This is a genomic window from Paraburkholderia sp. SIMBA_054 (genome assembly GCF_046534875.1).
GTDB classification, from domain to species: domain Bacteria; phylum Pseudomonadota; class Gammaproteobacteria; order Burkholderiales; family Burkholderiaceae; genus Paraburkholderia; species Paraburkholderia hospita.
The window spans coordinates 173,722-199,624 of sequence record NZ_JAWRXV010000004.1; the positions used below are offsets into that span (position 1 = coordinate 173,722).

A 25,903-nucleotide genomic window follows, 5' to 3' on the forward strand; every position below is an offset into this window, starting at 1 on the left:
TTTTAACTAACTGCTTATGGCCTTTTGGCTGTGGAGTCCGTCGAATGCGAGTCGTCGTGCTGGGCAGCGGAGTCGTGGGTGTAACGAGCGCGTTCTATCTCGCGCGGGCAGGCCACGAAGTCACGGTCATCGACCGGGAGCAGGGTCCCGCTCTCGAAACGAGCTTTGCCAACGCAGGCCAGATTTCCCCTGGCTACGCGGCGCCTTGGGCTGCCCCCGGTGTACCGCTCAAGGCTGTGAAGTGGATGTTCCAGAAACACGCCCCGCTTGCAATCAGACCGGACGACGAGGACAAGCAGTTCCAACTGCAATGGATGTGGCAGATGCTGCAGAATTGCACCGCCGAACGCTACGCGATTAACAAGAACCGCATGGTGAGACTTGCGGAATATAGTCGCGACTGTCTGAAGGCTTTGCGAGCCGAGACGGGCATTCAGTACGAGGGACGTGCAGGGGGCACTCTTCAGGTTTTCAGGACGCAGCAGCAGTTCGATGGCGCGGCGAAGGATATCGCGGTACTTAGAGAGGCCAACGTCCCGTACGAGTTGCTGACAGCCACTGAGCTCGCCCGGGCTGAACCTGCTCTTGCTGCCACCTCACATAAGCTGACGGGTGGACTGCGCTTGCCTGGCGACGAAACCGGTGACTGCCAGTTATTCACCACCCGGCTCGCCTCGATGGCTGAGAAAGCTGGCGTTAACTTTCGCTACAACACCCAGGTTGATGGTCTGGTCGTCGAGGGTGGACGCGTCGCCGGCGTTCGGCATGGCGCGAAACTCATTCATGCCGATATGTTCGTCGTCGCATTCGGTTCCTATTCCACGAACTTTCTCTCGGACATCGTAAAAATCCCCGTGTATCCGCTCAAGGGGTACTCCATCACTGTGCCCATCGCCGACGAGTCACGTGCGCCGGTCTCAACAGTTCTCGATGAGACGTACAAGATTGCTATCACACGATTCGACAAGCGCATCCGTGTCGGTGGGATGGCCGAAATCGTTGGGTTCGACAAGCGCCTTCGCGAAGCTCGTCGAGAGACTCTGGAAATGTGTGTGAACGACCTCTTCCCTGGCGGCGGCGACACATCGAGCGCCACATTCTGGACCGGTCTTCGTCCCATGACGCCCGACGGGACACCTATCGTAGGTCGTACATCCATACCGAACCTTTTCCTGAACACGGGTCACGGCACGCTCGGTTGGACCATGTCGTGCGGTTCAGCACAGCTTCTTGCCGACTTGATATCAGGAAAGCAGCCCGCCATTCGGCATGACGACCTCAACGTCTTTCGCTACGACAAAGAGCCACAGGTACCGGCCGACTTCCAACTGAGCTAAGTGTCGTGGCGCGGCACTGACTTTCCGCGGCACGACTTCAGCGATCCGGACTGCGACGCTCCGAAGTTTCGTTCAAACCTTGCCTTTGAAGAGAAAGCTTATGCCACGTTCCATCACAATTGCCCCGACCGCGACCGTCCTGTAGTCGAATCTTCGACGTTTGCAGCTCCTGCCTCTGTCAACGTCCACAGTGCACCCTTACGCAGCCCAGCGCGGAGGACGTTCTACAGGCAATCCCGGCTGAGAACAATACGCTTACGGAGCTGGTGTCGAAAATGCTGCCGACACGGGAGCTTCCATTCGACGCGCTTCATCAATTGGTCACCGTTACCGAACATGCTGGGCGATGCGCAGACATCTCCAGGAGGTGAACATGGCTGATTTTCACACACAGGCTGCTACGACCCAGCAAGCAAATCTTGACTTCTTCTTTGGTTTGGCCGGCAGAATGCTGGAGGGCGAGGAGAGGCTCGTCAGATTGAATCTGGAGACGGCGAAGACGACGTTTGCCGATTGGTATCAACGTGTGCAAGACGGGATGACGAAAAAGGACAGGCAGGAAGTGGGTGATTTGCAAGACGTGCTGGCGCTGCCCTCGGCCGAGAAGGTCCTGACGTACGAACGTCAGGTTGCCGAGATTGCGTCGAGTACGCAAGCGCAGCTGTCAGAGGTCGTCAATGCCCGGTACCAGGAGGTCAGCCGCCAGGTTCAATCGTTCGCCGAAAATCTCGCGCAAAACGCCCCGGTCGGCGCGGAAGCCGCAATCGCATTTCTGAAACAGGCTATCACGCTCGCCGACACCGCTCAGGAAAGCGTGCAAAAGGCAACCAGGCAGGCAGTCGAAGTCGCGCAAACCAACCTGGACGCCGCAACGAAGGCCGCATCAGAGGTGACCGAGGCAACTGACCAGGCAGTCGAGAATGCGACGAAATCGAAGCCGGTGAAGCAATAATTCGAGGGAACGTTGAACCCGATGTGGTCGCATCGCGCGGTGAGCTGACCGCCCGGCCACACTGCGCTATGGCCGCTATCGGACAAGCCCTACTCCCGTGTGCGCTGGTCGTTCGTTCCGGCGCACGTGATGCCCACCCACGTCTGTTACCCGGCTCACGTCCGAAACCTGCACACACGGGAAGACCGTGTCACGGCGCGTAGTTGAAAAGGACTGGTCTGCCTCGGCGGACCGGTCCCTACGCGACAGCGAGTGCGGTGAGGTGTCAGATTGGCTGTATGTTTGCCGCCTGCTTGCCCTTCGGTCCCTGCTTGACCTCGAAGCTCACCTTTTGCCCCTCCTGAAGAGACTTGAAGCCCTCCGCCTTCACTTCCGAAAAATGTGCAAACAGGTCTTCGCCACCATCGTCTGGAGTAATGAAGCCGAAACCCTTAGCGTCGTTGAACCACTTAACCGTGCCGGTTGCCATGCTATTCCCTGTTGGTTGGATTGGTCATCGCGCGAGCCCCTCGCACGTGCGCGAACTCACGGAAAGTGAAGAACAAGTCGGAGGGGTATCGCGGAAGATTCGGAAACACAAGCGGCCCATACCTGTCACTTGAAGCTTGAGTTGGCGCATAGCGGTTTATACGGCGGCTCGTCGCGCGGGTCAATTGGCGTTTGTCTGGTTTGGCTCCAGCCGCGAAACACAGCCTCAGAGCACCGTGAGATGCGCTCGTTGGTAACAGCGCACCGCATCAGCTCCGCGTGGCCGCATTCGGTCTGCGCCAATCGCCCACGCGCCGTGAACGAAGGCGGCCGGGTACCTTCTTCAGCGTTGCAGGAGCAGGTTCAAGTTGTCAGTCGGACTTTGCCCAAACCTGATTCAGTGAACAACCAGGCGGGTACGCCACCACGCCATCACGCTTGCCACGAACACACCCCGGCACGCGCCAAGGACAAACATGATGAACCGAATGGCGACGCACATCGTGTCCAACGAAAGTGCGCGCAGTACACGCGGAAAAGCATACTGGACACTGGCCATAAGGAACAACGCGAAGACTCCAGTCAACACAGCCGCGCGCCTGTGCATGAAGGCAGGAGCATGCCGCACACGGTAGCGGACGATAGCCGCCGAAGAGCTGACCCAGACGCATCGGCTGCGCTCGCACGACTGACCTTCCGTAACGACCTCGGACTCAGAACGCTCCTCCCGTTACGCCATGTAGTCCCGCCGACCAAACTACTGTATCCAGTGGAACTGGTACTGCCCGTACTGTTACAGGGAAGACGAAATGGCGCATCGACTCAAAGCGTGAGTGCGCGGCACTCGTGTGCTCACGATCACGCGAACCGGCTTCTTTGACGGTCGTCAACAACAGGATGCCTGGACCAGGACGAGGCGGTTATCCGACGGTTGATCACGAGTTCGCACGCGAATGGCCCCTTTGTTCGTAACTAGCGTAAGAACTAAATCGTCTTTTTTGTGGAGAATATCCGGTAGAAAACAAATCAAATGAGACGATTTTGCTTTTTTACCGATGCCGCCTTCAGGCAGCAGTTTGGTGGCTAAACTTATTAGGAAAGTGGAAGGATCTGTAGAAACAGATCATCGCTTGAAACTGGAGCGTGTCAGATAGTTGTGCAGGAGAAAGCGGACGCCAACTCGCTCGCGGGCACAGCCTACCAGGCCGGTAAGGCAATCCCATGGAATTTCTCTTATTGGCCGCGATTTTCTTTACGTCGACTGGATTTCTTTTCGGCGCATCGGGGGCGCCGTCTCCGCCGGCGGCGATCGAGCCAGCTTCCGTTTCCGGATATATCGAAGGCGGGGCCACGGGCTCGCCGCTGATTCCCCAATTGCGAGGGACGAATGGCCTGTTCGCTCAGCAAGCAGGCGGGGCGACCTTCACCAGCACGATGTCGGACGAGCGCATATGCAAGGATGCGCAAAACCGAACCGTTAGTTTGACGCAGTGACGACTACCGTTTCTCTCGTGCGGCTTTCACGGTACATTGCTCGGGCTTAAGAGCCCACGACGTGGCCGCCAGACGCCGAATTGCTTGATTTTTCAGCCTAATTTTTCTTCCGACGAAGGACAGTCTCGTCGATTGTGCACCGCCGCCTTCATCAGATAATTTTCATCTCTGCCGCAGGAATTGTGTGATCTGGTTTTCAACTAGCCACTTTGAACTAGAATCTTGACTGGTTGGTAAAGAGCCGACCGCCGGGTTCACAAGCAAAGGCATTGAATGCTTGTGTTGCAACGAAGCTTCGTGACTACTTCATGAATCAGGGGATCGTGATGCGCGCCCACCTTGCTCTCGTTGTCATGCCTCTTCTGGTTGTTGGCTGCAACACACCGCCCATTCCCCCAGGAAAATCCATCGATATCCCCACCGCATTGGAGCAGGTCATGACGGGCCTGTGCAATTTCAAGAAGGAACAGGCGGCACGCGGAAAGGACTGGGGCGTCGCAATAGAATCGATTACAGTGGAACTCGACCTGACCGTGGACGGCGCGAGAAATCCGGCCGTAGCCGTGGCACCCGATATACAGTTTATTCCGACCGTCAGTTACGGGCAGATCATCACGGCCAACAGAGGCAGCAGGCTCGCACTTACGTTGAAGAACACTGGCGGCGGTAGTGTTCCTACCGGCGAATGCGCTCTGTCCAAAGCCGAAAAATAGGTGACGTCGAATCGCACTGCGCCATTCGCATTGCAGACAGTCACAACGTACGCCCAAGTCATCCCATGCATTGCGCATCAGGTGTCGAAATGCCGGGCAAAAAGAATGAATAGCATTTGTCGGTCATTCGCGTGTTGCGATCGCGGCATCGACGACAGAATCTGTCTGCGGCCAGGTTCCATCATGATTGCGCCTCGCAGCCATGTTCGCAAACACCGGTGCTTCCCATACCTGTTCGCCTTATCGCCTCTGCCACCACGCGCTGCGCCGCCTGAGCGGTTATAGTTCGAGGACTGGGTGCTCACTCGTCCACGATCGTTGTCGCGCTGCGACGCACCGCCTGCGCCGACACCCTGGAAAGCCGTGACGCGTCCGCCACCCGGGTAGCCGTTGCTTCGAAAGCTTGCTGATTCCGTTGTTGCGCCGGCACGAGTGGGCGTTTGGGCGCGATTGTTTGCTGAAGCACCAAGATTGGATATCCCGGTTTCAACCATCCAGACAAGTGAGCAACGACCGCCTGAAGCAGGCTTGCGAACCAGCAGAACTTCCTGCCCCAAACGGGGCCTCTATCCTCGCCGCAAAGCGGCCACATAGTTCCTCTTGAATCGAAAGTCGTGCATTACTCCGGCTGGAAGGCACGGGAAGATTTCCCAACACTCCAACAACGGGAGTGCGTCATGTATATCCGGTTCGACAAGGCGGGGCGCAACCTGCCGCGGTACCTGCCAGATCGACTGAAGCGTCCGTCGTTGTCGCGATGCACGCGGGCAGCTGCTTGCGGCCTGATCGTGATCCTGCATCCTGTACAGGGGTTGGCCCAGGCCACGCCAGGATCCCTGTCGAGCCAGGCCGTCGTTGGTGGCAACGTCAAACAGCATGCCGATGCCGTGCTTGCCGTCATGACCTACACAACGGTGCCCGATGTTACGACCAGTTCACTCTCGATCAATAGCGGCACCACCGGCAATCCCAGTTTCGGTCAGTCACAACTCGGAGGCGGATTCACGATCAGCAGGTCCTTTCCGTTGTATGTTGAAGGGACGATCGCCTACAGCCGCTACGATCCGACGTTCATCGCCACGGACGGCGCCGACCAGCGTCCCGTGCCGGCAAAATGGAACACCTTCAGTGGCACGGTCGGCATCGGCTGGGATTTCCGGATTACGAACGAACTGGTGTTCCGCCCGATCCTGAACGGTACGATCGGCCGCGTGTCGAGCGACCTGAAGGTAGGACAGTCGATCTTCAATCGCATCACCGACCGCAACCTTCAGTTTCTCGAGAACGGGTCGCTGGACGCGTATGGCTACGGCGGATCGCTGATGCTCGACTATGAGCATTATCGCGACAACTATGAAATCGACGCTGAACTGCGCGCGACCGATATCTACCTTCGCAGCTTCGGGAGTTCATCCGAAGCCGTTCAGGGCTCGGCCATGGCGCAGCAAGTGAGCCTGTGGACACGCTGGCGTGCGCCAACTGGCTGGCACGCGCTGGACCGGCCGATCCGTTACGTGCTCGAGTTCGCCTACTCCCATTATTTCGGTGACAGTGCGGGGGTGCTCGGTTTCAACGAACTGACTTCACTCGGCGTCGGTCTGGAACTTGATAGCAGCAGATATCCGATCATCGTCACCAGGACACGTGCGATGGTGCGGTACGTGTTTGGACATAATGTCCACGGCGTGTCCTTCGGATTCGCCATGAGTTTCTAAGCGGAAATCTCGACTGTACGCGTTCAATGCCAAGCCTCATGATCTGCCCGTCAGAAACATTCGCTTGGGCCAATGGCGCCTTTGTGACGGCATGTCGAATGCCTCTGCGTCTGAACTCGCCCGCGCCGGCGCTGACTACACTTCTGGGATGCGCGACGCCCATCATCAAACCCATATGACGCGAACGATCGGGCGGCTGGCCGGGTTCGCTCTCGCCCACGCCGCCTTTCTTGCTGCCTGCTCGACCATCCCGCTCACGCCCGCCAGCGGACCGCCGGTGACCACCATCGACGTGGTCGAGCGCGGCTGGCATACCGATGTCTGCGTGCAGGTGCAGGACGTGCCGGACCTGCAGGCCTGGCTGGCGCAGGACTTCGTCGGTGCCACCCACCTGTGCTTCGGCTTCGGCGAACGTGAATTCGCGATGACGCGGGAGCACAGCATCCTGGCGACGCTATCGGCCCTGTGGCCCGGCCGCGGCGCGATCCTGATGACGGTGCTGCGTGACACTCCCGTCGCCGCCTACGGCGCCGACAAGGTGGTCACGCTGCAGGTGGCCGCGGCCGGCAAGGCGGGCCTGGCCGCCTACCTCGACCAGTCGGTGCAGCGCGACAAGCTATCGCACCCCGTGCGGCTCGGCGACGGCCCGTATGCCGGCAGCCTGTACTTCGGCGCCACAGCGAACTACGCGGGCTACTACACCTGCAATACCTGGACCGCCGACGCCCTGAGGTCCGCGCAATTGCCGGTGGACGGCACGATATTGTTCGCCAGCACCGTGTTTCGACAGGCGCGCGACGTTGCCGCCTGCCAGCATCCCGGCAACATCACTGGCACGGACCCGGCGTGCATACCACGGTAGAACCTGCAGGCACGACGACCGTGTGCGAGTTCGGCGGAGGCGAGGAGTCGCTGCTGCTCAACGAGATGCAGCCAGTCAGGGTCAGCAGAGGTAGCAATGCCAGCGAGCGCGCAAAGAATCTGAACCTTGCCATGACGATCTCCAGGTCAGGTCAGGTCGGGCGGGTGCCGATGCGGGCGTCCGGAACCTCGCCTTTCCCTATCCGGAGTATAGGTAACAACTGAAGGGTCTCGCTTGCGCGGGCCGCACCGTTCCCGTTAAGTGCGGTATGTGCGATATCGGTCGAACGTTTCCCGACATCCGTACTGCAGCGTCCGGATCAGGTGAAAACCGAAAAGGGCTTCTCGATCAACTCCAGGGTCCTGCTTTCAGGATCGTGATGGACGTGCCACGGGCTCGCCGGGCGAGCGCTCGTCACATCTCACAAGCCACCCGGTCGCGCGCGGCGTCAGAGCAAGGGGCACGCGGAATCGCGGCGGTTCGGGATTCTCTCCGCCATGCGGTGGTGTCCGGGCAAAGGACGAGAGGAAAGCGCACGAGAACAGGATGATAGAAAAGTAAGTCTCACTGCGTTCCATCGGTTGCCACTGACACCACAGCGCTCACCACAGTAATCATCGACAATATTAAAACGAAGGGCGGACTACTGATAGCGAGTAACGACCCAAATCCATCCTGGTTATCCGATGCGGCAGCAGCGCATTCCGTTTGGCATCACTTATTGAAGCCTGCTCCCGATCGGTGGGATCTGAATATCGGTAAGTCATCTTTTCTTGAGCTAGTTGTACCCTAACGTCGTCATTCATCGCCGGCGGCGTCGACTGAGCGGCGGGCCGGCATGTTGCCACACTCCTTTTGCCTCCGACGCATGCGGAGCATTGAGCGCTCACACGCAATTGGGGCGCCAGTCGACAAAGCTGATAGTCGAAAGAACTTCCGTACCACTGGTCCGGTGCAGATGAGAGCGCGTTGCGCCAATACGCGTCGCGCTTATCTATGATTTCCCCTTCCATAAATCACTTTATCGGGTCAAGAAGCGTAAGCGCTCTGCCCGTATGCGGCGAGTTCTAAGGGAGCTGAAAGGACCCCGACTATCTGGCCGCAGCGCGACCTATTCAGCATGAAACATCTCCCTCACTCGATCAACCCACGGACCGCCCTGAAGCGAAAACGCTCAGGCAACTATGGCTATCCCCGAAGTCAAGCAGATGGTCGACAAAAGTGCTGGGGTGTCAGTCTGACACAAAGTATGGACCCTGAAGTCAATCCAGCCGTCAACGAGCAGGCTTCGCTGGCGCTTCTGAACGCCAGCACAAGAGCATCCCGCAATACGGTAGCTGACAACCTGCTTCACCGCAGACTCGGCGATGCTGTTGCTGATCGGCAGGCCCTTGCGATGCCGGGCACCGTAGTTGACCAACACGCCCGGTTACAAGAGCATTGATTAGATTTAGTCATTGGCGATCGTGCATGGATCGGTGTGAAAGCAGCTGCATAAACAGAAAGTACGCTCTGAAAATACCAACCTTGCACTAATCGCTCAAAGCCTTTAACCGCGCGGGTTTCGATGCCCGACTATCACTGCGGATTCACTACCACCCGCCTCCCCTTTCCATCCCTGACACGGTATCGGCTAGAGTTCCATCTGTGATGCAGGTCCTATTGGAGAAGACATGCGCGACAACCTGATTCCCGTCATCGTTAGCCGGAAATGGCAAATTGCCAAGGGGTACCATGCCGTTGAACTGCGAACGACGTCAAAATCGGCGCTTCCGCCGTTTAACGATGGGTCGTGTGTCACACTCTGCTTGAATAGCACTGGTGACAAGGAAAGAATTTATCCCTTGCTCGGTGTTTCGTCCCTGTCAGATGGTTACGTGGTTGGCACGAGACAAGATGGTGATGGCAGAACGGATAGTCTGCTATCCGAGTTTCCGTTGAATGAACGAGACGAAGTGTTTGTCGGCTCTCCCAAAAGCCCGCCAACAATTTTGGACGATCGTGCGCGATCCATCCTGTTTGCTGGCGGAATAGGCGCAGCATCGATCGCGGGAATCGCGAAGCGGCTTGCATTGGCGGGTCAAAGGTTCGAGGTGCACAACTTCGCCCGATCGGCCGACCGCGCAGTTCTTCGAGAAGAATTTGACGCGCTTCGAAGTCACGGTGAGGTCTATCACCATTTCGGCCTGTCCGATGATCTATTCGCGCAGAAGAGTTCCCACGCAATGAGTCCAACTCATGCCAACACGCAGATTTACTGCAGCGGCCCCCCTGCTTTCATGGATCTCATTGAGCGCCAAGCCCGCGAATGGGTGTATGCAGCGAACGTTCATAAAATTGCCCTTGGCGACCAAACGGCATGCTAAGCGGCAGTGCGACGGCACGGTGACTGAGGCACGTTTTCCGCAGCTGATGCACATTCGCTCATCGGTCTTGCAAGCCGCCCGCCGTCCACTGCCTGATGACGACCCCGAACCGGCCGTCGAGCATGCACGACTCCGGTGTCTCTTCGATTCGCTGCGGACATCCGGCGCGGTAAGAGCGGTAACGGCAGCTTGAAGAAAGAGGGTATGTCTCAGCTATGCAGTCCGCCACTGCGCCGCATCAGCCCCTGGGAGAACGCGACGTCGCCTATAAGCGTCCTCCGTGGCGTTCGATGATGGAGCTGCAGATTGGCAAGCCTGCGTGATCGAGCTTGGTCCGTCTCGCGCCAGCCGAACGGCCACTTCCCGGACCACGGGCATCAGGGCGCGCTAGCCGCTTTCATCGCCGGCGAGGCTGCGCGCGACATCCGATGGACAAATCGAAGCAGTGGGAGCACGACTGCCAGGCAACGCCAGCACGCAGCGTTCAATGTCGGGACTTGATACGGGCATCGTCGCTAGGCCGTTGCTTCACCCGAACAGCGCTATTCCACGCGACGCCGCGTCGAAATCGCTGATGCCGTGGAAATGACCAGATCGGCGAAGCGTCGCTCGTCGCGGTCGGCGTGCCAGCGCGACCGCGCCACGGCGATATTCACCGCACCGATTCCCCGCCCGTGCGCATTGGTGATCGCCGCCGCCGTCGAAATATCGCTGACGAAGTACTCGTCTTCCGTATGGGCATACCCTTGCTTGCGGATCTGCGCGATGCGGTCCCTGATCTTGCGTGGCTGATACACGGTCGACGATGTGTAAGGCACGAGATTGGTGCGGGAGAGAATGTCCTCGATCTCTCCGTCGGGAAGCGTCGCAAGGATCGCGAGTCCCGGCGCGGTGCAATATGCAGGCAGGCGCGAGCCCGTGATCACGTGGGCGTTGAACACATTGCGGCTCACGATTCTCAACACGAACACGATGTCCGTATCGTCCAGCACGGTGAGGTTGGTGGCTTCCTCCGTCTCCGAGCCGAGCTGCTGGAGATAGGGCGTCGCACGACTCACGAGCTCGTTCGATGTCAGATAATGATAGGTGAAGTCCAGCAGCCTCGGCGACAGTTCATATTTGCGACTGTCGGGATCCTTGAACAGATAGCCGAGCGCGGCGAGCGTGAACGTGAAGCGCTGCGTCGCGCTCATGTCGAATCCCGTGAGCGACGAAATCTCGGACAGAGACAACTGACGCTTGCTGCCGTCGAAGGCGGTGAGCACTTTCATCGCCTTTTCGACGGACTGCACGTACAGGGACGAGGCACTCGGATCCGCCGCGTCGGCCTGCGGCTTCGTCGCTGGGCTCTTGCGCTTGCGCGGGACTTTGGGCGCTTCGATCATCACGTGTTCATCTTTTCGATTGTTGGTGAATTATTGCATAACCTTAAAGTCCTATCGTTATCCGATATCAGGCCCGCGCTTTGCCCATCCGATCCCACGCGTCGTCCACGCTGCGCGGCAGCAGATGCTTCTTGATACGCTCGCTGGCCGTCAGTTCGAAGCTCGCCACCGCCCGGTAGTAGCGCGGCAACTGAAAGCTCGCGAGCCGCTCGCGAGCCCACGCGTGCATGGTTTCCCAGTCCACAGGTTCTTCCTTGAACTGCACGTTGAGCAGGATGTCCTGCTCACCGATCGGCGAAGCCACGCCGATCGCAGCACTTGCGCGCACCGCCGGATGCGCCGCGAAAATGCGCTCGATCTCCCACGCCGATACATTCTCGCCTCGTACGCGCATGCTGTCCGTCTGCCGGCCGATGAAGAAGAAGTCCCCGTCGGCATCGCGCCGTGCACGATCGCCCGTGTGCAGCCTGCCGTTGCGCAAGGCTGCCTGAGTCGCGTCGGGATTCTTGAGGTACGCCGGCAGGAACGTGCCATCCACCTTGCTCGACAGCACGATCTCGCCCGCTTCGCCTTCCTTCACCGGCTGACCGTTTTCGTCGAGCAGTTCGATCTCGATCCACGGCAGCGCGCGACCGATCGACCCCGGTTTGCCCGTTGCATTCGCGGTCGCGAAGCTCGAGCATTCGGTCATGCCATAGCACTCCCGCAGGCGCACCTTGAGTCTCTCCTGCACCAGCGCCCACGCGGAGGCGCTCACGCCCGCGCCCCATGCGACGCGCAGCGTGTGCGCCTCGGGGTGCGCGTCCAGCGGTAACTGCATGAGAATATCGAGGACGCCGCCGAGATAGTGCAGTTGCGTCGCGCCCGCGCGCTCGACCTGCGACCAGAACTGCGAGGCCGAGAAGCGCGGTACCGCGTGCAGAGTCACCGCTTCGAGAAACGGCAGCAGCAGCATCTGCGCGCCGCCGATATGGCACAGCGGCTCCCACAGGAAGAGCCGGTCATCTTCGCGCACATCGGCGACGCGCAGCGCGGCTTCGCCCGCAATGCGCATCATCCGGTGCGTGAAGACGACGCCCTTCGGCGCGCCCGTTGTACCCGAGGTATAGATGACGCACAACGGATCGTGCACGCCGATATCCGGGCTCGCGAATGCGGCATTCGCTCCCTGCGCATCGAACGCCGGCATTCGCACGCGCCGTGTCGTCCCGCAGTCGATCGTCTCGGTCAGGGCGTCGAACTCGTCCTCGATGATGAGCAGTTTCGGCTCGGCGTGCTGCAGCAGATATTCGAGGCCCGCCGCGCGCAGCTTCGTGTTCACGGGCACCCAGACGAGCCCGCTCAGCACGAGCGCGTAGATCAGGTGAACGTGCTCTGCGCTGTTGCCGAGCATGACGGCGACGCGGTCGCCCTGCACGAGCTCTTTCTCGGCGAACCAGCGCTGCAACTGTGCGACATGCCGCGCGATGTCGTCGCAGGTGATCGCCTGATCGTCGAAGTGTGCGACGGTGCGCGACGGTTTGCGGCGCAGTTCCGCCGCGAGCAATGGCACGCAGTCGAGTTGGTCGTCTGCGTGGCGGTGAGCAAAGTATTCCGAGTAGCGATGCATATAGGTACCGAATGGAAAACCCAGGATTCAGCGCGCGCGGCGCTTAAGCCAGGAAGAAACCGCCACGACGAGTGCAATGAGAACGATGAGCGTGGTCGACACCGCCGCGAGCGTCGGCGTGATCGCAAGCTGGATGTCGTCCCACATCTGCTTCGGCAGCGTCGAGTTGATGCCGCCGCTCACGAAGATCGCGATGGTGAGATCGTCGAAAGAAACCAGGAACGCGAACAGGAATGCCGCCGTCACGCTCGCCATGAGCAGCGGCAGCACGATCGATGTAATGCGCCGCAGCGGCGACGCGCCCATCACGCGGGCTGCGTCGTCCAGCCGCCAGTCGAAGCGCTGGAAGCCCGCGGCGAGCGTGACGACCACATAAGGAATCGCGAGCACCGTATGACCGACCACGAGGCCGAGATTGGTGCCCGTGAGCCCGAGGCGGCCGAACAGATACAGCAGTCCCACCGCGACGACGATACGCGGCACGATCAGCGGCGCGACCAGCAGCGCGAACACCGGCTTGCTCGCGCGGCGCGGCATGCGCGTCATCGCAAGCGTCGCGCCGAAGCCGAGCAGCAGCGACAGCAGCGCCGTGCCCAGACCGACTTCGAACGAACGGATGATCGCGCTGCGCCACACCGGCGAATCCATGAAGGTGCCGAACCATCGCGTGCTGAAGAACTTGGGCGGAAACGCGATGTAATCGCTCGTCGTGAACGCGTACGGAATCACCGAGAGCACCGGCACCACGAGCACGACCATGATGACGCACGTATAGAGTCCGAGCGGGCTCGCGGCGCGCGCGGCCGTATCCGCGTGCGCTTTGCGGGGCATCATGAACGGCGCGAACAGGCGGCCCGCCGTCATCAGGAGGGCGAGCTTGAAACCCTGCGCACGCGAGCCGCGCGAACGCTCCGTCACTTCGCCCGTCAGCGATGTCAGGCCGACCATGCGGTCATAGATGAAAAAGATGACGATCGAGCAAATCAGGAGCACCGTCGAGAGCGCGCCCGCAAAGCGCATGTCGAAGAGTTCGAGTACGGACGAAATCACGAGCTGCGCGATCATCGTTTCCTTCGGCGAGCCGAGCAGCGCCGGCACGATGAAGAAGCCGAGGCTCGAGATGAACACCAGCAGCCCCGCCGCCGCCACGCCCGGCGACGAGAGCGGCAGGAACACCGTGAAGAAACTCGTGCTGCGTTCCGCGCCGAGCGTTTCCGCTGCCTGCGCGAGACGGTCGTCGATGCCGCGCATCACGGGCAGCATCGTCATGACGGCGAGCGGCAGCATCGAATGCACCATGCCGATCAGCACGCCCGTCAGTGAGGGGATCGTGCCGCTCGTCTCGCGCACGAGGCCGAGCGAAAGCGCAATGGTCGAGAGCACGCCGGTCTTCGAGAGCAGCAGCATCCAGGCGTAGGTCTTGACGAGATAGCTGGTCCAGAACGGCAGCATGATCCACAGGAGCCAGCGTTCACGCACGCGTTCCGACAGCCGGCTCAGCATGTACGCGACCGGATAGCCGAGCAGGATGGACAGCGCCGCCGTCAGGAACGATATGGCGAAGGTGGTCCACAGCACCTTCGCATAAACCGGCGTGCGCGCGATGCGCTCGAACTGCGCGAAGCCGATCTGGCCGTCCGCGCTGACGAGACCGCCTTGCAGGATCTCGCCGACCGGCACGATGAAGAACACCAGCAGGAACAGGAGCGTGGGCACGATCGGCAGGAAGCGCATGCAGCGCGCGAGCACGACGGGCCGGCCGCGCCGCGAGGCTTGGTTCTCGCGGTGCGCCTGAAGAGCGATGGTCATGGCGATTCCTCAGGCGTGTAACAGCGTCGTGCGATGCGGATCCCACATGAGACCGACCCGGTCGCCGACGCGTGGCGTCACGCTGCGCTCGCAGCGTACGGTCAACTCGCTGCCGTCGCTCATCGCGAGTTGCACGCGCGTGTCGCTGCCGAAGAACACGACATCCGAGATCGTGCCGTCGACGAAGCCGCTGTGCGGTTCGACGAGACGCGGCGCTTCGGGGCGCAGGAGCAGCGTGTGACGCTTCGCGGGCGCGTCCGATGCGCCGTTCGGCAGGGGAATGCGGCCTCCCGCCGCGAGCAGGATCGGCTCGCCGCTGGCGCCGCGCGTTGCGTCGAGTTCGCCTTCCAGCAGGTTCGAATGACCGATGAAACCCGCTGCAAAGCGCGTGGCCGGACGATCGTAGAGGTCCGCGGGCGTGCCCACCTGCTCGATGCGCGCCTGATTCATGAGGCAGATGCGGTCGGAGAGCGTGAGCGCTTCGTCCTGATCGTGCGTCACGTAGACGAAGGTCGCGCCGAGTTCCTTGTGCAGGCGTCGAATCTCGGCCTGCATGTGTTCGCGCAGCTTCTTGTCGAGCGCGCCGAGCGGCTCGTCGAGCAGAATCACCGAAGGCCGGTACGCGAAGCAGCGCGCGAGCGCGATGCGCTGCTGCTGCCCGCCCGACAACTCCTTGGGAAAGCGCTTCGCGTACTCGGTCATGCGCACCATCGCGAGCGCGTCGTCCACTGCGGCGCGCACTTCCTCGCGCGACTTGCGGCGCATGCGCAGGCCGTACGCGACGTTGTCCCACACGCTCATGTGCGGGAACAGCGCGTAGCTCTGAAACACCATGCCGATGCCGCGCTTGCCCGGTTCGACATGCGTGACGTCGCGCCCGTCGATCTCGATGCGCCCCGCGCTCGGCGCGACGAGGCCTGAGATCATCTGCAACAAGGTCGTCTTGCCCGAACCCGAGGGACCGAGCAGCGTCAGGAATTCGCCCGCCTGCACGGCGAGATCCGTCGGTTCCAGCGCGACCGAATCGCCATAACGCTTCGCGATGCCGATCGCCTCGAGTTTCGAGCTCATTGTCCGCTCCTCAGGAAATGATCCACGAATTGAACCGCTCGGTGACCTTCTGGCGGTTCTCCTCCCACCATTGCGGGCTGGGCAGCTTCATGTCCTTGATGTTCTCCGGCGACGTCGGCAGCAGCGTTGCGCGCTCCTTGCTGATGGTCTCGAAGGACTTCTTGTTGGTCGGACCGTACGCCAGCGTTCGCGTGAGCGTGGCCTGACGTTTCGCGTCGACGCAGAAGCGCACGAACTGTTTCGCGGCATCGGCACGCGGCGTGCCCTTCGGAATGCCCCAGCCTTCGATCGAATAGAGCCCCTGATTCCACACGATCGTCACCGGTGCGCCGCTGTCCTTCGCGGCCTGCGCGCGGCCGTTCCAGGTCGAGATCATGTCGACGTCGCCGCTTTGGATCGCCTGCATCGCCTGCGCACCGGACGTCCACCAGATGTTGATGTGCGGCTTAATCTTGTCGAGGCTCTTGAACGCGCGGTCCACGTCGAGCGGATAGAGCTTGTCGAGCGGCACGCCGTCTGCAAGCAATGCCTGTTCGAGCGTGTCGAGCGGACTGCGGCGCAGGCAGCGGCGGCCGGGAAATTTCTTCACGTCCCAGAAGTCCGCCCACGACTTCGGGCCGTTGTCCTTGAACTTGTCCGCGCGATACGCGAGCACGGTCGAATACACGTCGACGCCGAGCCAGTTTGGCGTGATCGCCTCGGGCATGATGTCCGGAAAGTCGCTCGCCTTCAGGCCGATCGGCTCCAGCAGGCCTTTCGATTCGAGATACGGAATGTCCGCCGACAGCGTCAGCGTGGTTACGTCCCACACATAGTTCCTGGTTTGCACCATCGCCGCGAACTGCGCGACCGGCTGCGATTCGCGCGCGACGCTGACGACCTTGATGCCCGTCGCTTTCTCGAACGGATCATAGAAGGCTTCGCGATACGCGGTCGTGTACGGACCGCCCGGGTCCGATACGACGATCTGCTTCGATTGAGCGCGCGCAACAAGCGGCATTGCGCCAGCCACGGCGAGCGCGCCCGCGCCATGCAGAATGCGGCGGCGCGTCGGGTTGAAGTCTTGCGTCATGATTCAGGTCTCCCGCACTGGGGTTGAGAAGAAGCGGCTCGACTTCAGCCCGATTTATTTGGCGCGCTTTTTGAAGAACTCTTCCATCATGCGAGCGGGCTCGCCGGAGTCGTACGCCTCGCGCTGGATGCGCTCACCCGCCGCGATACAGTCCACGAACCCCGGCTCGGTCATCTCGCGAAAACGCTGCTTGTCCAGACGCATGGCGACCGGCGGCTTGGCGGCGAGTTCAGTGGCGATTTCCAGCGCCTTCTCGAAGACCTTGTCCTGCTCGACGATGTGATGAATCAGCCCGATGCGATAGCACTCATCGGCATCCATTAGGCGGCCGGTGAGCGTGAGCTCGATGGTGCGCGACATGCCGAGCATCGAATTCATGATCCACGGTCCGGTCGTGCTGGCGATGCCCGCATTGATTTCCGGCTGGCCCATGCGCACGCCCGGATGACCCACGCGGATATCGCCGAGCAGCGCGACCTGAAACGCCGAACCCGCGGCCGTACCGTTGAGCGCCATCACGAGCGGCTTGCTCAGGCCGCGCAGCGTCGCGTAATAGCGCTGCCATTCCTTGACCCACGCCACCGCGCGTTCGCCGTCGAAGTCGTGCGCCTCCGCCAGATCCTGCCCCGCCGAGAACGCGCGATTTCCCGCGCCCGTCATGATGATCGCGGCGACCTCGTCGTCAGCATTGAAGCGCTTGAGCGCCGCAATAATCGATTCGCGCATCGGCGTGGTCCACGCGTTCATGCGCTCCGGACGATTCAGTGTGATGACCGCGACGCGGCCGTGATTCGAAAACAGAATGTCGTCACTCATGATTTATCGCATCGTAATAGTTGATGGTGAAATGCAATATAGATTCATCAAAAATAAGGTACAAGCGGGTTTACGCGGAAGAAGATGCAAACTTGATGAAAAAAATGCACGCGGGTGAAGCGAATCCGTCGGGCGGTCGAGAAAAAATCAGTGGGAAACGAACGTGCGAATGCATCGGGCCGAGGATGGCCCGATGCATTCGCCAGGAGGAAGAGAAGAAGGAAGCGCGAGGACGCCGCTTCAGGCGCCCCGCTTTTGCACGCGCGCTGTCGCGCGGCGCATCACTTTGTCCCAGGATGATTCCGTCGCGACGTGTCGGTTGTCGGCGCGGACGAACCAGCGGTCCTGCGCCGTTGCCCACCACTGCAGTTCAACGCCTGCTTATCTCCACAGGCGCTTGAAGCGCGCCTGGATATGCGTGCAGGCGTTGAATAACTCTGAAGGGAGGAAATCCCGGAGTGCCCAAATGCCGTGAGAGTTCGGGAGCCTATCCGAAGCCACCAAGGGTAGCCAGCTTGCGACGTAAAGCATGGCCAGACCGTCCGGATGACGAACACGCCTCGCCCGGCGGCTGCTCTCAATCAGGGAGTCTGCAAAGTACCATCCTTCAACCGGGTTTGCGTCCACGTCGTCACGGTGTTCTCACACGGATACTTTGCCGCTTCAGCTTCGTCGATATCGACTCCCAGACCGGGTCTGTCGTTCGCGTACACGTGCCCGTTGCGGAACTCGGGCAAGCCAGGGAAGACGTCCAGCAATGCCGCCCGCGGCCCCTTCAAGTCCTGGATGACGAAGTTGGGCGGCTCGGTGCCCGACCATTCCTGAACCCCGAAATTGCGCGCAGCGAGATCGATATGGATGTTCGCCGCGTGAGCCATCGGCGACATATCGCCCGGACCGTGCCAGGCCGTCCTCACGCCAAACTGTTCGGCGAATATCTGCAGCTTGCGTCCGGCAGTAATCCCGCCGATCTGGCTCAAGTGAACGCGTATGAAGTCGATCAGGCGCTCCGTGATCATGAAACGCCATTCAGACGGGTTGTTGAAGAGTTCGCCCTGAGCGAGAGGTGTCGTCGTCTTTTCTCGCAATTGCCGTATCCATTCGCCCTCTTCCAGCGCAATCGCATCTTCAAGGAAGAACAGCTCGTATTGCTCGAGCTCGCACGCGAAGCGGATCGCCTCGACGGGTTTGAGGCGTTCATGCACGTCGTGACACAGCTCGACGTCGAAGCCCACCTTGCTGCGAATGCCGTCGAAGAGTTTGATGGTCTCACGCATGTACTTCCTGCTATCGAGATACACGCCCTCGGGCGCACGCGCCGGCGCGCCCGAGGGCGCCTTGCCATAGCCGCCTCCGCCGTAGCCGCCGCTCTGACATCGAATGTGCGTGATGCCCTGCTCCCGGTACTTCTGGATGTTCTCGCACAACTCGTTGAGGTCACGCCCGTCCGCATGGCGATAGATCGGCACCCCTTCCCTGCACTTGCCGCCGAAGAGTTGATAGAGCGGCATGCCCGCCATCTTGCCCTTGATGTCCCATAAGGCCATGTCGATGCCCGAGATCGCATTGTTCTCGATGGGGCCGTTGCGCCAGTAAGCGTTCTGGTGCATCAGTTGCCACAGTTCCTCGATCGCCTCGGCGTCCCTGCCGATCAGAAGTGGCCGCAAATACTCGTCGATCAGACATTTGACGGCTACATGCCTATACGCAAACGTCGCGCAACCGAGCCCATACAGTCCAGCCTGATTGGTCTCCACCTTGACGACGATCAGGTTGATGCCTTCCGGCGCGGTCAGGATGACCTTTACATCGGTGATCAGCGTTGCCATGTTGTTCCTGCCTTACAAATGTTGTGTCGTGGCGTGGCGCTTTATCAGCGGCTCACTGCGAGCCGCCCTTCCTGCTTCGAGCGCTGACCGGCGGGCGCAGGCACGGTGATCATCACAATCACGGAGCAGAGCAGCGCACCCGCCATGAATATGTACGAGGCCGCCGGGCTACCCGTTGCGCCGTTCAGATAGCCGACGATCCACGAGCCGAGAAACGCTCCCAATGCGCCGCATGCGTTGATGAGTCCGATCGCGCCGCCCAGCACGTTGCTCGGGATGAGTTCGGGAACGAGGGCGAAGAACGGTCCGTACGGCGCATACATCGTTGCACCTGCCACGACGAGCAACGCAAACGACATCCAGAAGTGCGAGCTGCCGATCATGTACGAAGCCACGAATGCAATCGTCCCGATCAGCAGCAGCGGCCAGACGAACAGCTTGCGGTTGCGGGTCTTGTCGGACAGCCATGATGCGAGCAGCATCAGGACGATTGCAGCGAGATACGGCACGGCGGCAAGCCAGCCGACCGACACGATATCGATTGTCGAAGCCGTCTTGAGAATCGACGGCAGCCACATGATGAAGCCATACACGCCGATGCTCCACAGCGCGTGAATTGCACAGCATTTCAGTACGATCGACGAGCGGAACGCGGTCTTGTAGTCGCGCACCGGCGCGATATCGGCCTGCTCGGCTTTCAGGCGCGCCTGCAATTCGGTCTTTTCTGCGTCGCTCATCCAGGGCGCATCGGCCGGTTTGTCCTTGACCGTGAACCACCACACCACGGCCCATGCCAGCGCAGGTACGCCTTCAATCACGAACATCTCGCGCCAGCCGAAGCTGTGCACCAGATAGCCGGACACCACCGACATCCACAGCACCGTCACCGGGTTGCCGAGAATCAGGAACGTGTTGGCGCGCGACCGTTCTGTTCGCGTGAACCATCGGCTGATGTACATCAGCATCGACGGCATCACGGCAGCCTCCACGATGCCGAGCACAAAGCGCAGCACCATCAGCATCGGAATGTTGCTCACCATGCCCGTCGCTGCTGCGCAGAGCCCCCACAGGATCAGGCTGAAAAAAATCAGTTTCTTGACGCTGTTGCGCTGCGCGTAGATTGCACCGGGCACCTGAAACAGACAGTAGCCGAGAAAGAACAGCGACCCGATCAGCGACGACGTCCCATGCGTGATACCGAGATCCTTGTCAATGCCGGCAGCTGCTGCAAAACCGTAGTTAGCGCGATCCAGATAGGCGAGGCTGTAAGTGATGAAGATGATGGGCATCAGATACCACCACCTTTGAGTTGCTACGGGTTTGACGCTTTCCATGATGTCTCCGATCGGTACCGCGAAAGACGGCACACACTGCGTGATGAGCGGGATCGTGCCGTTCTTTTAGTTGTCGTAGATCCCTGCATGAGTTGCATTCAAAGCACGGCCAGCCAGCCTCCATCGACATAGATGATCTGGCCGTTGACATAGCTCGATGCGGGCGACGACAGAAACACGGCCGTGCCGACGAGTTCCTCCGGTTTGCCCCAGCGTTGCGACGGGTTGCTGTTCTTGACCCATGCATCGAAGGCGGCGTTATCGACGAGCGCCTGGTTCATATCGGTCAGGATGTAGCCGGGACCGATCGCGTTCGCCTGGATGTTTGACGCGGCCCATTCGGCGCTCATCGCGCGGGTCAGCATCTTGATGCCGCCTTTCGCCGCGGTGTACGCGCCGACTGTCGCACGGGCCGCTTCGCTCGTCAGTGAACCGATATTGACGATCTTGCCGCCCGTGCCGCGCGCGATCATCCGCTTCGCCGCCTGCTTCGATACGATGAAGGCACTGGTCAGGTTCGTGTCGATCACGCGCTGCCAGTCCGACAGTTCTAGGTCGACGAGCGGCTTGCGAAACTGGATGCCGGCATTGTTGATGACGATGTCGATCTTCACGCCGTCTTTGTCCCATTGGGCGAACGCATCGGCGACGGCCTGTTCATCGGTCACGTCGAAGGCTCGGCCTTGTGCGCGGAAGCCCTTCGCATCCAGCCGGCTGACCGCGTCGGCGACCGTATCGGCGCGTGTACCGTTCAACATCACGCTCGCGCCTGCGGTTGCGAGCCCCTCGGCCAGCGCAAAGCCGATGCCGCGCGCGGAACCGGTGACGAGCGCCGTGCGCCCGCTCAAGTCGAATAACTGTGTCATGCGTGGCTCCTTGTGCGGAATTCAAAAACCAGGCGCGAAAACGCCCCTCGCGACCGGCCTCCCGCCGCGACGATAGTGGAAGCAGGAAGCGTCAGACGGGTGTGTCGTTTGCGGTTTGCCTGAGCTTGTCGCGGTCTTCGAAGTCCTTCTCCGCACGCTCGATCAGCGTCAGTACGGCAGCCTCCGCGGCCGCTTCTTCGCCCTTTTCGATCGCCACGCAAAGAGCCTCGTGCATCGGCAGCGAACGCGCCGGACCGCCGGCGATTTCGGAGCTGAGCTCAAAACTCGTACGCAGAATCGCCGACAGCGCGTTTTGCATCTGCTGGACAAACTGGTTGTGGCAGGCGGTCAGGATTGCGCCGTGAAACGCGAGATCGGCAGGAACGTATTCGCCATGGCCGGCGACAGCGCGTTCCATCGCCTTGAAAGCGCGACGCACGGCGACGCGGTCTTCATCGGTCGCGCGTCGGGCTGCGAGTTTGGCTGCATTCGGTTCGATGATGAGGCGCAGCTCCATCAGATCCTGGATCAGGCCCGCGTCAACCGTTCCCGCCCTCGCGCGCCACGTGATCACGTCCGGGTCGAACAGTTGCCATTGCGAACGCGGCAGCACGATCGTGCCGTAACGGCGGCGCACCTGGAGCATGCCTTTCGCCGACAGCGATTTCATCGTCTCGCGAATCGTGATGCGACTGACCTGCATCTGCTCGGCGAGCACGGGCTCAGCCGGAAGAATGTCGCCTGGCGCGAACTTGCCTGAACAGATCTGTTCGCCCATCTGGTTCAGGACCTGCCGATGGAGCGTTTCCATGTTTTCGCCTCTAGATCATACGTATGATGTAGAGATATTAGGCAAGCGACGAACCGAGTTCAACCAGGGATCTCCCTGTATCTGAGCAATGGGATTGACAGCTCTGTTGCGCGCGGCGATTAACTATCGGCTCGTTGGGGCGCGGGTCCACGGGTCAAACGACCGATCGATATAGAAGAGCGGTGCCGCTGAGCGGGCTTCTATGTGTATGCCGCGCGTGCTCGTCGAAAGCGAGCAGCAGCGATCCTCCGGGCGCGCCCGATGTCGGTTTCAATCCTGATTATTGTTGTTAGCACGATTGCGCTTTATCGCGTCAGGCTTGCTAGCGAATATGTATCCGTCGTAACGACAAATACTGCGATGATCGAGGGATATCGGGCGAACGGATCTGTTGCAGTAAGACGCTCCGTTATGATGTGGGGAACGACGGGGCCTACTGTCTCTGGTCTTTTCCGATAGACTGAACTATCGGTCCTCCTTCAGTCTCTCACGCTCCGCCCAATGCGCACCTGAAGCCGGTAGATTTCCCGCCCATCTCCCTTCACCATTGCCCATCGCTCGCAAAGCTCCGAGGTCAGTTCGTTGCGCGCGAAATCGAGCAAACTCTGTTCCGATATCCCCTCAACCAGTACAACCCATTCCTCGGCGAAGCAATTGCCACTCCGGCGACTCTCTTCCGTATCTAGCGTGGAAGCAAGCCGGTCAGGTATGGCGAAAGCCACACTCGCAATGCCGGGTCGCGCACTCCACTCGCCGCGAACCGCGCGCTCGATCTCGCGTTGTACCCGATCGGGTTCATCCGGCGCGACACGGATTACCATCAAGAACGCGCCTTCCGCACCGCCCTGCTGCGCTATGAGCCGATACGCCGAACGTCTACCATTCTGAAACGTCGCGAGGGTTGCGCGGGTCCATGGCGTGGGATGGTTGAGTCGCTCAACGTAGTCTGGCTGCGAGAGAACGGCCAGACTCTCGACATCGTACAGAATCAGATAGCGCGGACTCGCAGCCTCTTGAACAAAGCGTCGTCCACGCAGAAATCCGGAAATCGCGAGCCTCTCAACCAGATGCTCACGCGTATGCCACTCAACGAAGTTCGCGTCATCGCCGTCGCTTATGTCGAGCGTCGCGCACAAAATGGCATGTTCGGGCAGATTCATGTTGTCGATCCAATAAGAAAGCTACCACTCGACGGGCAGTGCAATGAGACCAAACACATTGCCGTTACGTTTGAATTCCAGTTCGTCGAAGGGTACTGCGAGACGCAACGACGGAAGCCGCTTGAATAGCGTTTCGAACACCACCTGCAGTTCCAGGCGTGCTAGCGGTTGACCTAAACATTGGTGCACACCAAAAGAAAATGCCACATGCGACGCGCTTCTCGTATCACGACGGATATCGAACCGGTCGGGTTCGGGAAACGCTTCCGGGTCGTGGTTCGCCGCCTGCACCGGCGCAAATACACCCTCGCCCTTGCGGATAAGTTGCCCCCCGATCATCACGTCGGCGGTCGCCACCCGCGCAGAATTCATGTGCGTGATCGAGTGAAAGCGCAACATTTCCTCTACCGCACCGCGAACAAGCGACGGTTCCGCAATTAGCGCGGCCGTTTGCTGCGAATCCTGCAGCAGGCTCAGCAGCCCGAGTCCAATCTGGTTGGCCGTGGTCTCATGTCCGGCGAGGTACAGCAAAGCACCCATTTGTACGGCGTCAGCATGCGAGAGCTTGCCTGTGTTGATCCATTCGACAGCGAGACGGCTCAAGAGATCGTTGCCTTCGCCAGGATGCTGCTCCTTTTCGCGCAAAAGCCGGTCGATGTACTGTTCCATTTCCTGCGCTGACTGCGTCAGCAGTTCCGGGCTGATGTCGAGGTTCATCCGGTTGCTGCTCAGCATCTGCAGGCGCGCGTGATCTTCATAAGGTACGCCGAGCATGATCGAGATGACAACCGAGGGGAGCGGCAATGCCACATCCTGGATGAAATCCGCGGGCGCACCCTTCGCGATCATCTGATCAAGCAATGTATCGAGTGTGCTCTGTACGAATGGACGCAACTCGTCGATGCGCTTCATCATGAATTCTTTCGTGAGCGTCCGCCGATACTGACCGTGCTCCGGCGGATCCATCGTAATGAACGTCTGATAAGAGCGGGACTGTGCTGCCCGCGCCGGCGAAACGGACGGATAACCGTGCGTTTCCGGCGAAGCGCTGAAATGCGGACTGGTCAGCACTTCCCTGAAGTCCTTCATTCTCGTGACCACCCATACGCTACTGCCGTCCCACGTCTTTACGCGCCTGATGGGTTCGCTTTCGCGAACGCTCGCATAGCGAGGCGGCGGATGCAGCGGACACTCCGCTGCACGAGGCCAGGGAAATGTGTCGCTTTCGAGCGGACAACGCTGTTGAGAAGTATCGTCAGTCATTCGCAGTCACCTTCTTGCTGAAACCATTGAATCGCGTTAGCGCGCAGTCGCACCACCATCGACGGGTAGTGCCACGCCGACGACGAAAGAAGCCGCATCGGAGCACAGCCACACGACGGCCGCTGCAATTTCTTCGGGTTGCGCCATCCGTCCGAGCGGATTGGCGAGCCTGGCGCGTGTGAGCAGCTCGTCACCGAATCTCGCATGCGTGAGCGCCGTTTCTACGAGTCCCGGACACACGGCATTCACGCGGATACCCTTAGCTGCGAATTCAATGGCCGCCGCCTTCGTCAGTCCTACGACGCCGTGTTTTGCTGCTCCATACACACCATCCGATGGAACACCCACGAGGCCCGAGCGTGAAGCGTTATTGACGATCGCGCCCTTCCCGGCGACAAGCATGTGATCGAGTTGAGCCTTCATGCAGTGCCATACGCCCTCCAGATTGACGGACATCACGCGGTCCCAGTTTTCTTGCGTCGACACATGCAGGCTTGCGGCGCGATCCGGCACGCCCGCGTTGTTGAATGCCATATCCAGTGCACCGAATCGCTCGACAGTGGATCGCACCATGGCCTTGACGGATTCCCCGTCACTTACATCGACCTTGATGAACGCCGCTCTCGCATCACAGTGCGCCTCGATGTATCTGGCCGTCTCCTCGCCGCCCACCGTATCGGCGTCCGCGACTGCGACTGCCGTTCCGATACGGGCGAAGGCGATGGCCGTTGCACGGCCGATGCCGGACGCGCCACCCGTCACCAGCGCCACTTTCGAGCCTGGTCGTCGATCCATGTTTTGTATCTCCTCTGTCTCACACGCACGGCTCAATGCCTGCGCATGTTCATATCCTTGCGACCCTGCGGCGGCACCGCACACGTTCCGCTATGCCGTCATTGCGAGGTTCGCGAACAGCGCAACCAGCGCGTCGAGGGTTGCGTAGAAACCAGTCACGAAAGATTTCCTGTTCA

General features: G+C 60.3%; 22 protein-coding genes. 7 read left to right on the forward strand and 15 right to left on the reverse strand.

Features of this window, described 5'->3' with window-relative positions; translation table 11 throughout:
• The first annotated feature begins 44 nt into the window (after positions 1-44).
• Together SB822_RS06800 and phaP are read left to right on the forward strand one after the other, a co-directional pair.
• On the forward strand, positions 45-1,337 hold the full coding sequence (locus tag SB822_RS06800; RefSeq protein ID WP_410854372.1) for a D-amino acid dehydrogenase: 1,293 nt from the start codon (positions 45-47) through the stop codon (positions 1,335-1,337).
• 373 nt (positions 1,338-1,710) lie between these two features.
• Positions 1,711-2,289 carry a TIGR01841 family phasin gene (gene phaP, locus SB822_RS06805; protein ID WP_410854373.1) on the forward strand — a complete coding sequence of 193 codons (579 nt, stop codon included), beginning with the start codon at positions 1,711-1,713 and terminating at the stop codon, positions 2,287-2,289.
• Positions 2,290-2,554: 265 nt separating this feature from the next.
• Here phaP and SB822_RS06810 read toward each other — a convergent pair whose 3' ends face one another.
• Positions 2,555-2,758 carry a cold-shock protein gene (locus SB822_RS06810; protein WP_007581066.1) on the reverse strand — a complete coding sequence of 68 codons (204 nt, stop codon included), beginning with the start codon at positions 2,756-2,758 and terminating at the stop codon, positions 2,555-2,557.
• Positions 2,759-4,559: 1,801 nt separating this feature from the next.
• Between SB822_RS06810 and SB822_RS06815 the strand changes: the two genes are divergently transcribed.
• The 5 genes from SB822_RS06815 to SB822_RS06835 all read left to right on the forward strand — a co-directional run bounded on the left by SB822_RS06815 (position 4,560) and on the right by SB822_RS06835 (position 9,907).
• On the forward strand, positions 4,560-4,964 hold the full coding sequence (locus tag SB822_RS06815) for a hypothetical protein (protein ID WP_007581088.1): 405 nt from the start codon (positions 4,560-4,562) through the stop codon (positions 4,962-4,964).
• A gap of 677 nt (positions 4,965-5,641) precedes the next feature.
• A complete protein-coding gene (locus SB822_RS06820) occupies positions 5,642-6,679 on the forward strand; it encodes a hypothetical protein (RefSeq protein WP_007581091.1) in 1,038 nt (345 codons plus the stop codon).
• 91 nt (positions 6,680-6,770) lie between these two features.
• Positions 6,771-7,541 (forward strand): DUF2459 domain-containing protein, encoded by a 771-nt coding sequence (locus SB822_RS06825; protein WP_236674224.1) that lies wholly within the window; start codon positions 6,771-6,773, stop codon positions 7,539-7,541.
• 1,120 nt (positions 7,542-8,661) lie between these two features.
• Positions 8,662-8,985, forward strand: a complete 324-nt coding sequence (locus SB822_RS06830; RefSeq protein ID WP_131542598.1) for a hypothetical protein — start codon at positions 8,662-8,664, stop codon at positions 8,983-8,985.
• Positions 8,986-9,214: 229 nt separating this feature from the next.
• Positions 9,215-9,907 (forward strand): hypothetical protein, encoded by a 693-nt coding sequence (locus SB822_RS06835; protein WP_007581093.1) that lies wholly within the window; start codon positions 9,215-9,217, stop codon positions 9,905-9,907.
• A 387-nt stretch (positions 9,908-10,294) separates the two neighbouring features.
• On the opposite strand, the gene SB822_RS06840 is transcribed toward SB822_RS06835, so the two are convergent.
• The 14 genes from SB822_RS06840 to SB822_RS06905 all read right to left on the reverse strand — a co-directional run bounded on the left by SB822_RS06840 (position 10,295) and on the right by SB822_RS06905 (position 25,727).
• Positions 10,295-10,417: a DUF3253 domain-containing protein gene (locus SB822_RS06840; protein ID WP_114221843.1), complete on the reverse strand. Its 123-nt coding sequence runs from the start codon at positions 10,415-10,417 to the stop codon at positions 10,295-10,297.
• 32 nt (positions 10,418-10,449) lie between these two features.
• Positions 10,450-11,292 (reverse strand): IclR family transcriptional regulator, encoded by an 843-nt coding sequence (locus SB822_RS06845; protein WP_086915195.1) that lies wholly within the window; start codon positions 11,290-11,292, stop codon positions 10,450-10,452.
• Between the two features lie 67 nt (positions 11,293-11,359).
• Positions 11,360-12,901, reverse strand: coding sequence for an AMP-binding protein (locus SB822_RS06850; RefSeq protein WP_086915194.1), 1,542 nt, complete (start codon positions 12,899-12,901; stop codon positions 11,360-11,362).
• A gap of 27 nt (positions 12,902-12,928) precedes the next feature.
• Positions 12,929-14,710 (reverse strand): ABC transporter permease subunit, encoded by a 1,782-nt coding sequence (locus SB822_RS06855; RefSeq protein WP_410854374.1) that lies wholly within the window; start codon positions 14,708-14,710, stop codon positions 12,929-12,931.
• A 9-nt stretch (positions 14,711-14,719) separates the two neighbouring features.
• Positions 14,720-15,781, reverse strand: coding sequence for an ABC transporter ATP-binding protein (locus tag SB822_RS06860; RefSeq protein ID WP_114221845.1), 1,062 nt, complete (start codon positions 15,779-15,781; stop codon positions 14,720-14,722).
• A 10-nt stretch (positions 15,782-15,791) separates the two neighbouring features.
• Complete coding sequence (locus SB822_RS06865) at positions 15,792-16,853, reverse strand: ABC transporter substrate-binding protein (protein ID WP_007735754.1); 1,062 nt, start codon at positions 16,851-16,853, stop codon at positions 15,792-15,794.
• Between the two features lie 54 nt (positions 16,854-16,907).
• Entirely contained in the window at positions 16,908-17,669 is a 762-nt protein-coding gene (locus tag SB822_RS06870) for an enoyl-CoA hydratase/isomerase family protein (protein ID WP_086915187.1), read from the reverse strand.
• Positions 17,670-18,250: 581 nt separating this feature from the next.
• Positions 18,251-19,498 carry an enolase C-terminal domain-like protein gene (locus SB822_RS06875; protein ID WP_007581095.1) on the reverse strand — a complete coding sequence of 416 codons (1,248 nt, stop codon included), beginning with the start codon at positions 19,496-19,498 and terminating at the stop codon, positions 18,251-18,253.
• 44 nt (positions 19,499-19,542) lie between these two features.
• Complete coding sequence (locus SB822_RS06880) at positions 19,543-20,832, reverse strand: MFS transporter (protein ID WP_007581096.1); 1,290 nt, start codon at positions 20,830-20,832, stop codon at positions 19,543-19,545.
• 98 nt (positions 20,833-20,930) lie between these two features.
• A complete protein-coding gene (locus SB822_RS06885) occupies positions 20,931-21,698 on the reverse strand; it encodes an SDR family oxidoreductase (RefSeq protein ID WP_007581097.1) in 768 nt (255 codons plus the stop codon).
• 91 nt (positions 21,699-21,789) lie between these two features.
• The gene (locus SB822_RS06890; RefSeq protein ID WP_410854375.1) at positions 21,790-22,509 is read right to left on the reverse strand and encodes a FadR/GntR family transcriptional regulator; all 720 of its coding nucleotides are present in this window, start codon (positions 22,507-22,509) and stop codon (positions 21,790-21,792) included.
• Positions 22,510-22,988: 479 nt separating this feature from the next.
• Entirely contained in the window at positions 22,989-23,669 is a 681-nt protein-coding gene (locus SB822_RS06895; protein ID WP_410854376.1) for a hypothetical protein, read from the reverse strand.
• Between the two features lie 21 nt (positions 23,670-23,690).
• Positions 23,691-24,932, reverse strand: a complete 1,242-nt coding sequence (locus SB822_RS06900) for a cytochrome P450 (RefSeq protein WP_410854377.1) — start codon at positions 24,930-24,932, stop codon at positions 23,691-23,693.
• 36 nt (positions 24,933-24,968) lie between these two features.
• Positions 24,969-25,727, reverse strand: a complete 759-nt coding sequence (locus tag SB822_RS06905) for a glucose 1-dehydrogenase (RefSeq protein WP_410854378.1) — start codon at positions 25,725-25,727, stop codon at positions 24,969-24,971.
• Positions 25,728-25,903: the final 176 nt, after the last annotated feature.

What these genes read in the sequence shown, in the direction of transcription:
- SB822_RS06800 (WP_410854372.1), top strand. Translation starts at nt 45, where the DNA reads ATGCGAGTCGTCGTGCTGGGCAGCGGAGTCGTGGGTGTAACGAGCGCG.
- phaP (WP_410854373.1), top strand. Translation starts at nt 1,711, where the DNA reads ATGGCTGATTTTCACACACAGGCTGCTACGACCCAGCAAGCAAATCTT.
- SB822_RS06810 (WP_007581066.1), bottom strand. Translation starts at nt 2,758, where the DNA reads ATGGCAACCGGCACGGTTAAGTGGTTCAACGACGCTAAGGGTTTCGGC.
- SB822_RS06815 (WP_007581088.1), top strand. Translation starts at nt 4,560, where the DNA reads ATGAATCAGGGGATCGTGATGCGCGCCCACCTTGCTCTCGTTGTCATG.
- SB822_RS06820 (WP_007581091.1), top strand. Translation starts at nt 5,642, where the DNA reads ATGTATATCCGGTTCGACAAGGCGGGGCGCAACCTGCCGCGGTACCTG.
- SB822_RS06825 (WP_236674224.1), top strand. Translation starts at nt 6,771, where the DNA reads ATGTCGAATGCCTCTGCGTCTGAACTCGCCCGCGCCGGCGCTGACTAC.
- SB822_RS06830 (WP_131542598.1), top strand. Translation starts at nt 8,662, where the DNA reads ATGAAACATCTCCCTCACTCGATCAACCCACGGACCGCCCTGAAGCGA.
- SB822_RS06835 (WP_007581093.1), top strand. Translation starts at nt 9,215, where the DNA reads ATGCGCGACAACCTGATTCCCGTCATCGTTAGCCGGAAATGGCAAATT.
- SB822_RS06840 (WP_114221843.1), bottom strand. Translation starts at nt 10,417, where the DNA reads ATGCCCGTATCAAGTCCCGACATTGAACGCTGCGTGCTGGCGTTGCCT.
- SB822_RS06845 (WP_086915195.1), bottom strand. Translation starts at nt 11,292, where the DNA reads ATGATCGAAGCGCCCAAAGTCCCGCGCAAGCGCAAGAGCCCAGCGACG.
- SB822_RS06850 (WP_086915194.1), bottom strand. Translation starts at nt 12,901, where the DNA reads ATGCATCGCTACTCGGAATACTTTGCTCACCGCCACGCAGACGACCAA.
- SB822_RS06855 (WP_410854374.1), bottom strand. Translation starts at nt 14,710, where the DNA reads ATGACCATCGCTCTTCAGGCGCACCGCGAGAACCAAGCCTCGCGGCGC.
- SB822_RS06860 (WP_114221845.1), bottom strand. Translation starts at nt 15,781, where the DNA reads ATGAGCTCGAAACTCGAGGCGATCGGCATCGCGAAGCGTTATGGCGAT.
- SB822_RS06865 (WP_007735754.1), bottom strand. Translation starts at nt 16,853, where the DNA reads ATGACGCAAGACTTCAACCCGACGCGCCGCCGCATTCTGCATGGCGCG.
- SB822_RS06870 (WP_086915187.1), bottom strand. Translation starts at nt 17,669, where the DNA reads ATGAGTGACGACATTCTGTTTTCGAATCACGGCCGCGTCGCGGTCATC.
- SB822_RS06875 (WP_007581095.1), bottom strand. Translation starts at nt 19,498, where the DNA reads ATGGCAACGCTGATCACCGATGTAAAGGTCATCCTGACCGCGCCGGAA.
- SB822_RS06880 (WP_007581096.1), bottom strand. Translation starts at nt 20,832, where the DNA reads ATGGAAAGCGTCAAACCCGTAGCAACTCAAAGGTGGTGGTATCTGATG.
- SB822_RS06885 (WP_007581097.1), bottom strand. Translation starts at nt 21,698, where the DNA reads ATGACACAGTTATTCGACTTGAGCGGGCGCACGGCGCTCGTCACCGGT.
- SB822_RS06890 (WP_410854375.1), bottom strand. Translation starts at nt 22,509, where the DNA reads ATGGAAACGCTCCATCGGCAGGTCCTGAACCAGATGGGCGAACAGATC.
- SB822_RS06895 (WP_410854376.1), bottom strand. Translation starts at nt 23,669, where the DNA reads ATGAATCTGCCCGAACATGCCATTTTGTGCGCGACGCTCGACATAAGC.
- SB822_RS06900 (WP_410854377.1), bottom strand. Translation starts at nt 24,932, where the DNA reads ATGACTGACGATACTTCTCAACAGCGTTGTCCGCTCGAAAGCGACACA.
- SB822_RS06905 (WP_410854378.1), bottom strand. Translation starts at nt 25,727, where the DNA reads ATGGATCGACGACCAGGCTCGAAAGTGGCGCTGGTGACGGGTGGCGCG.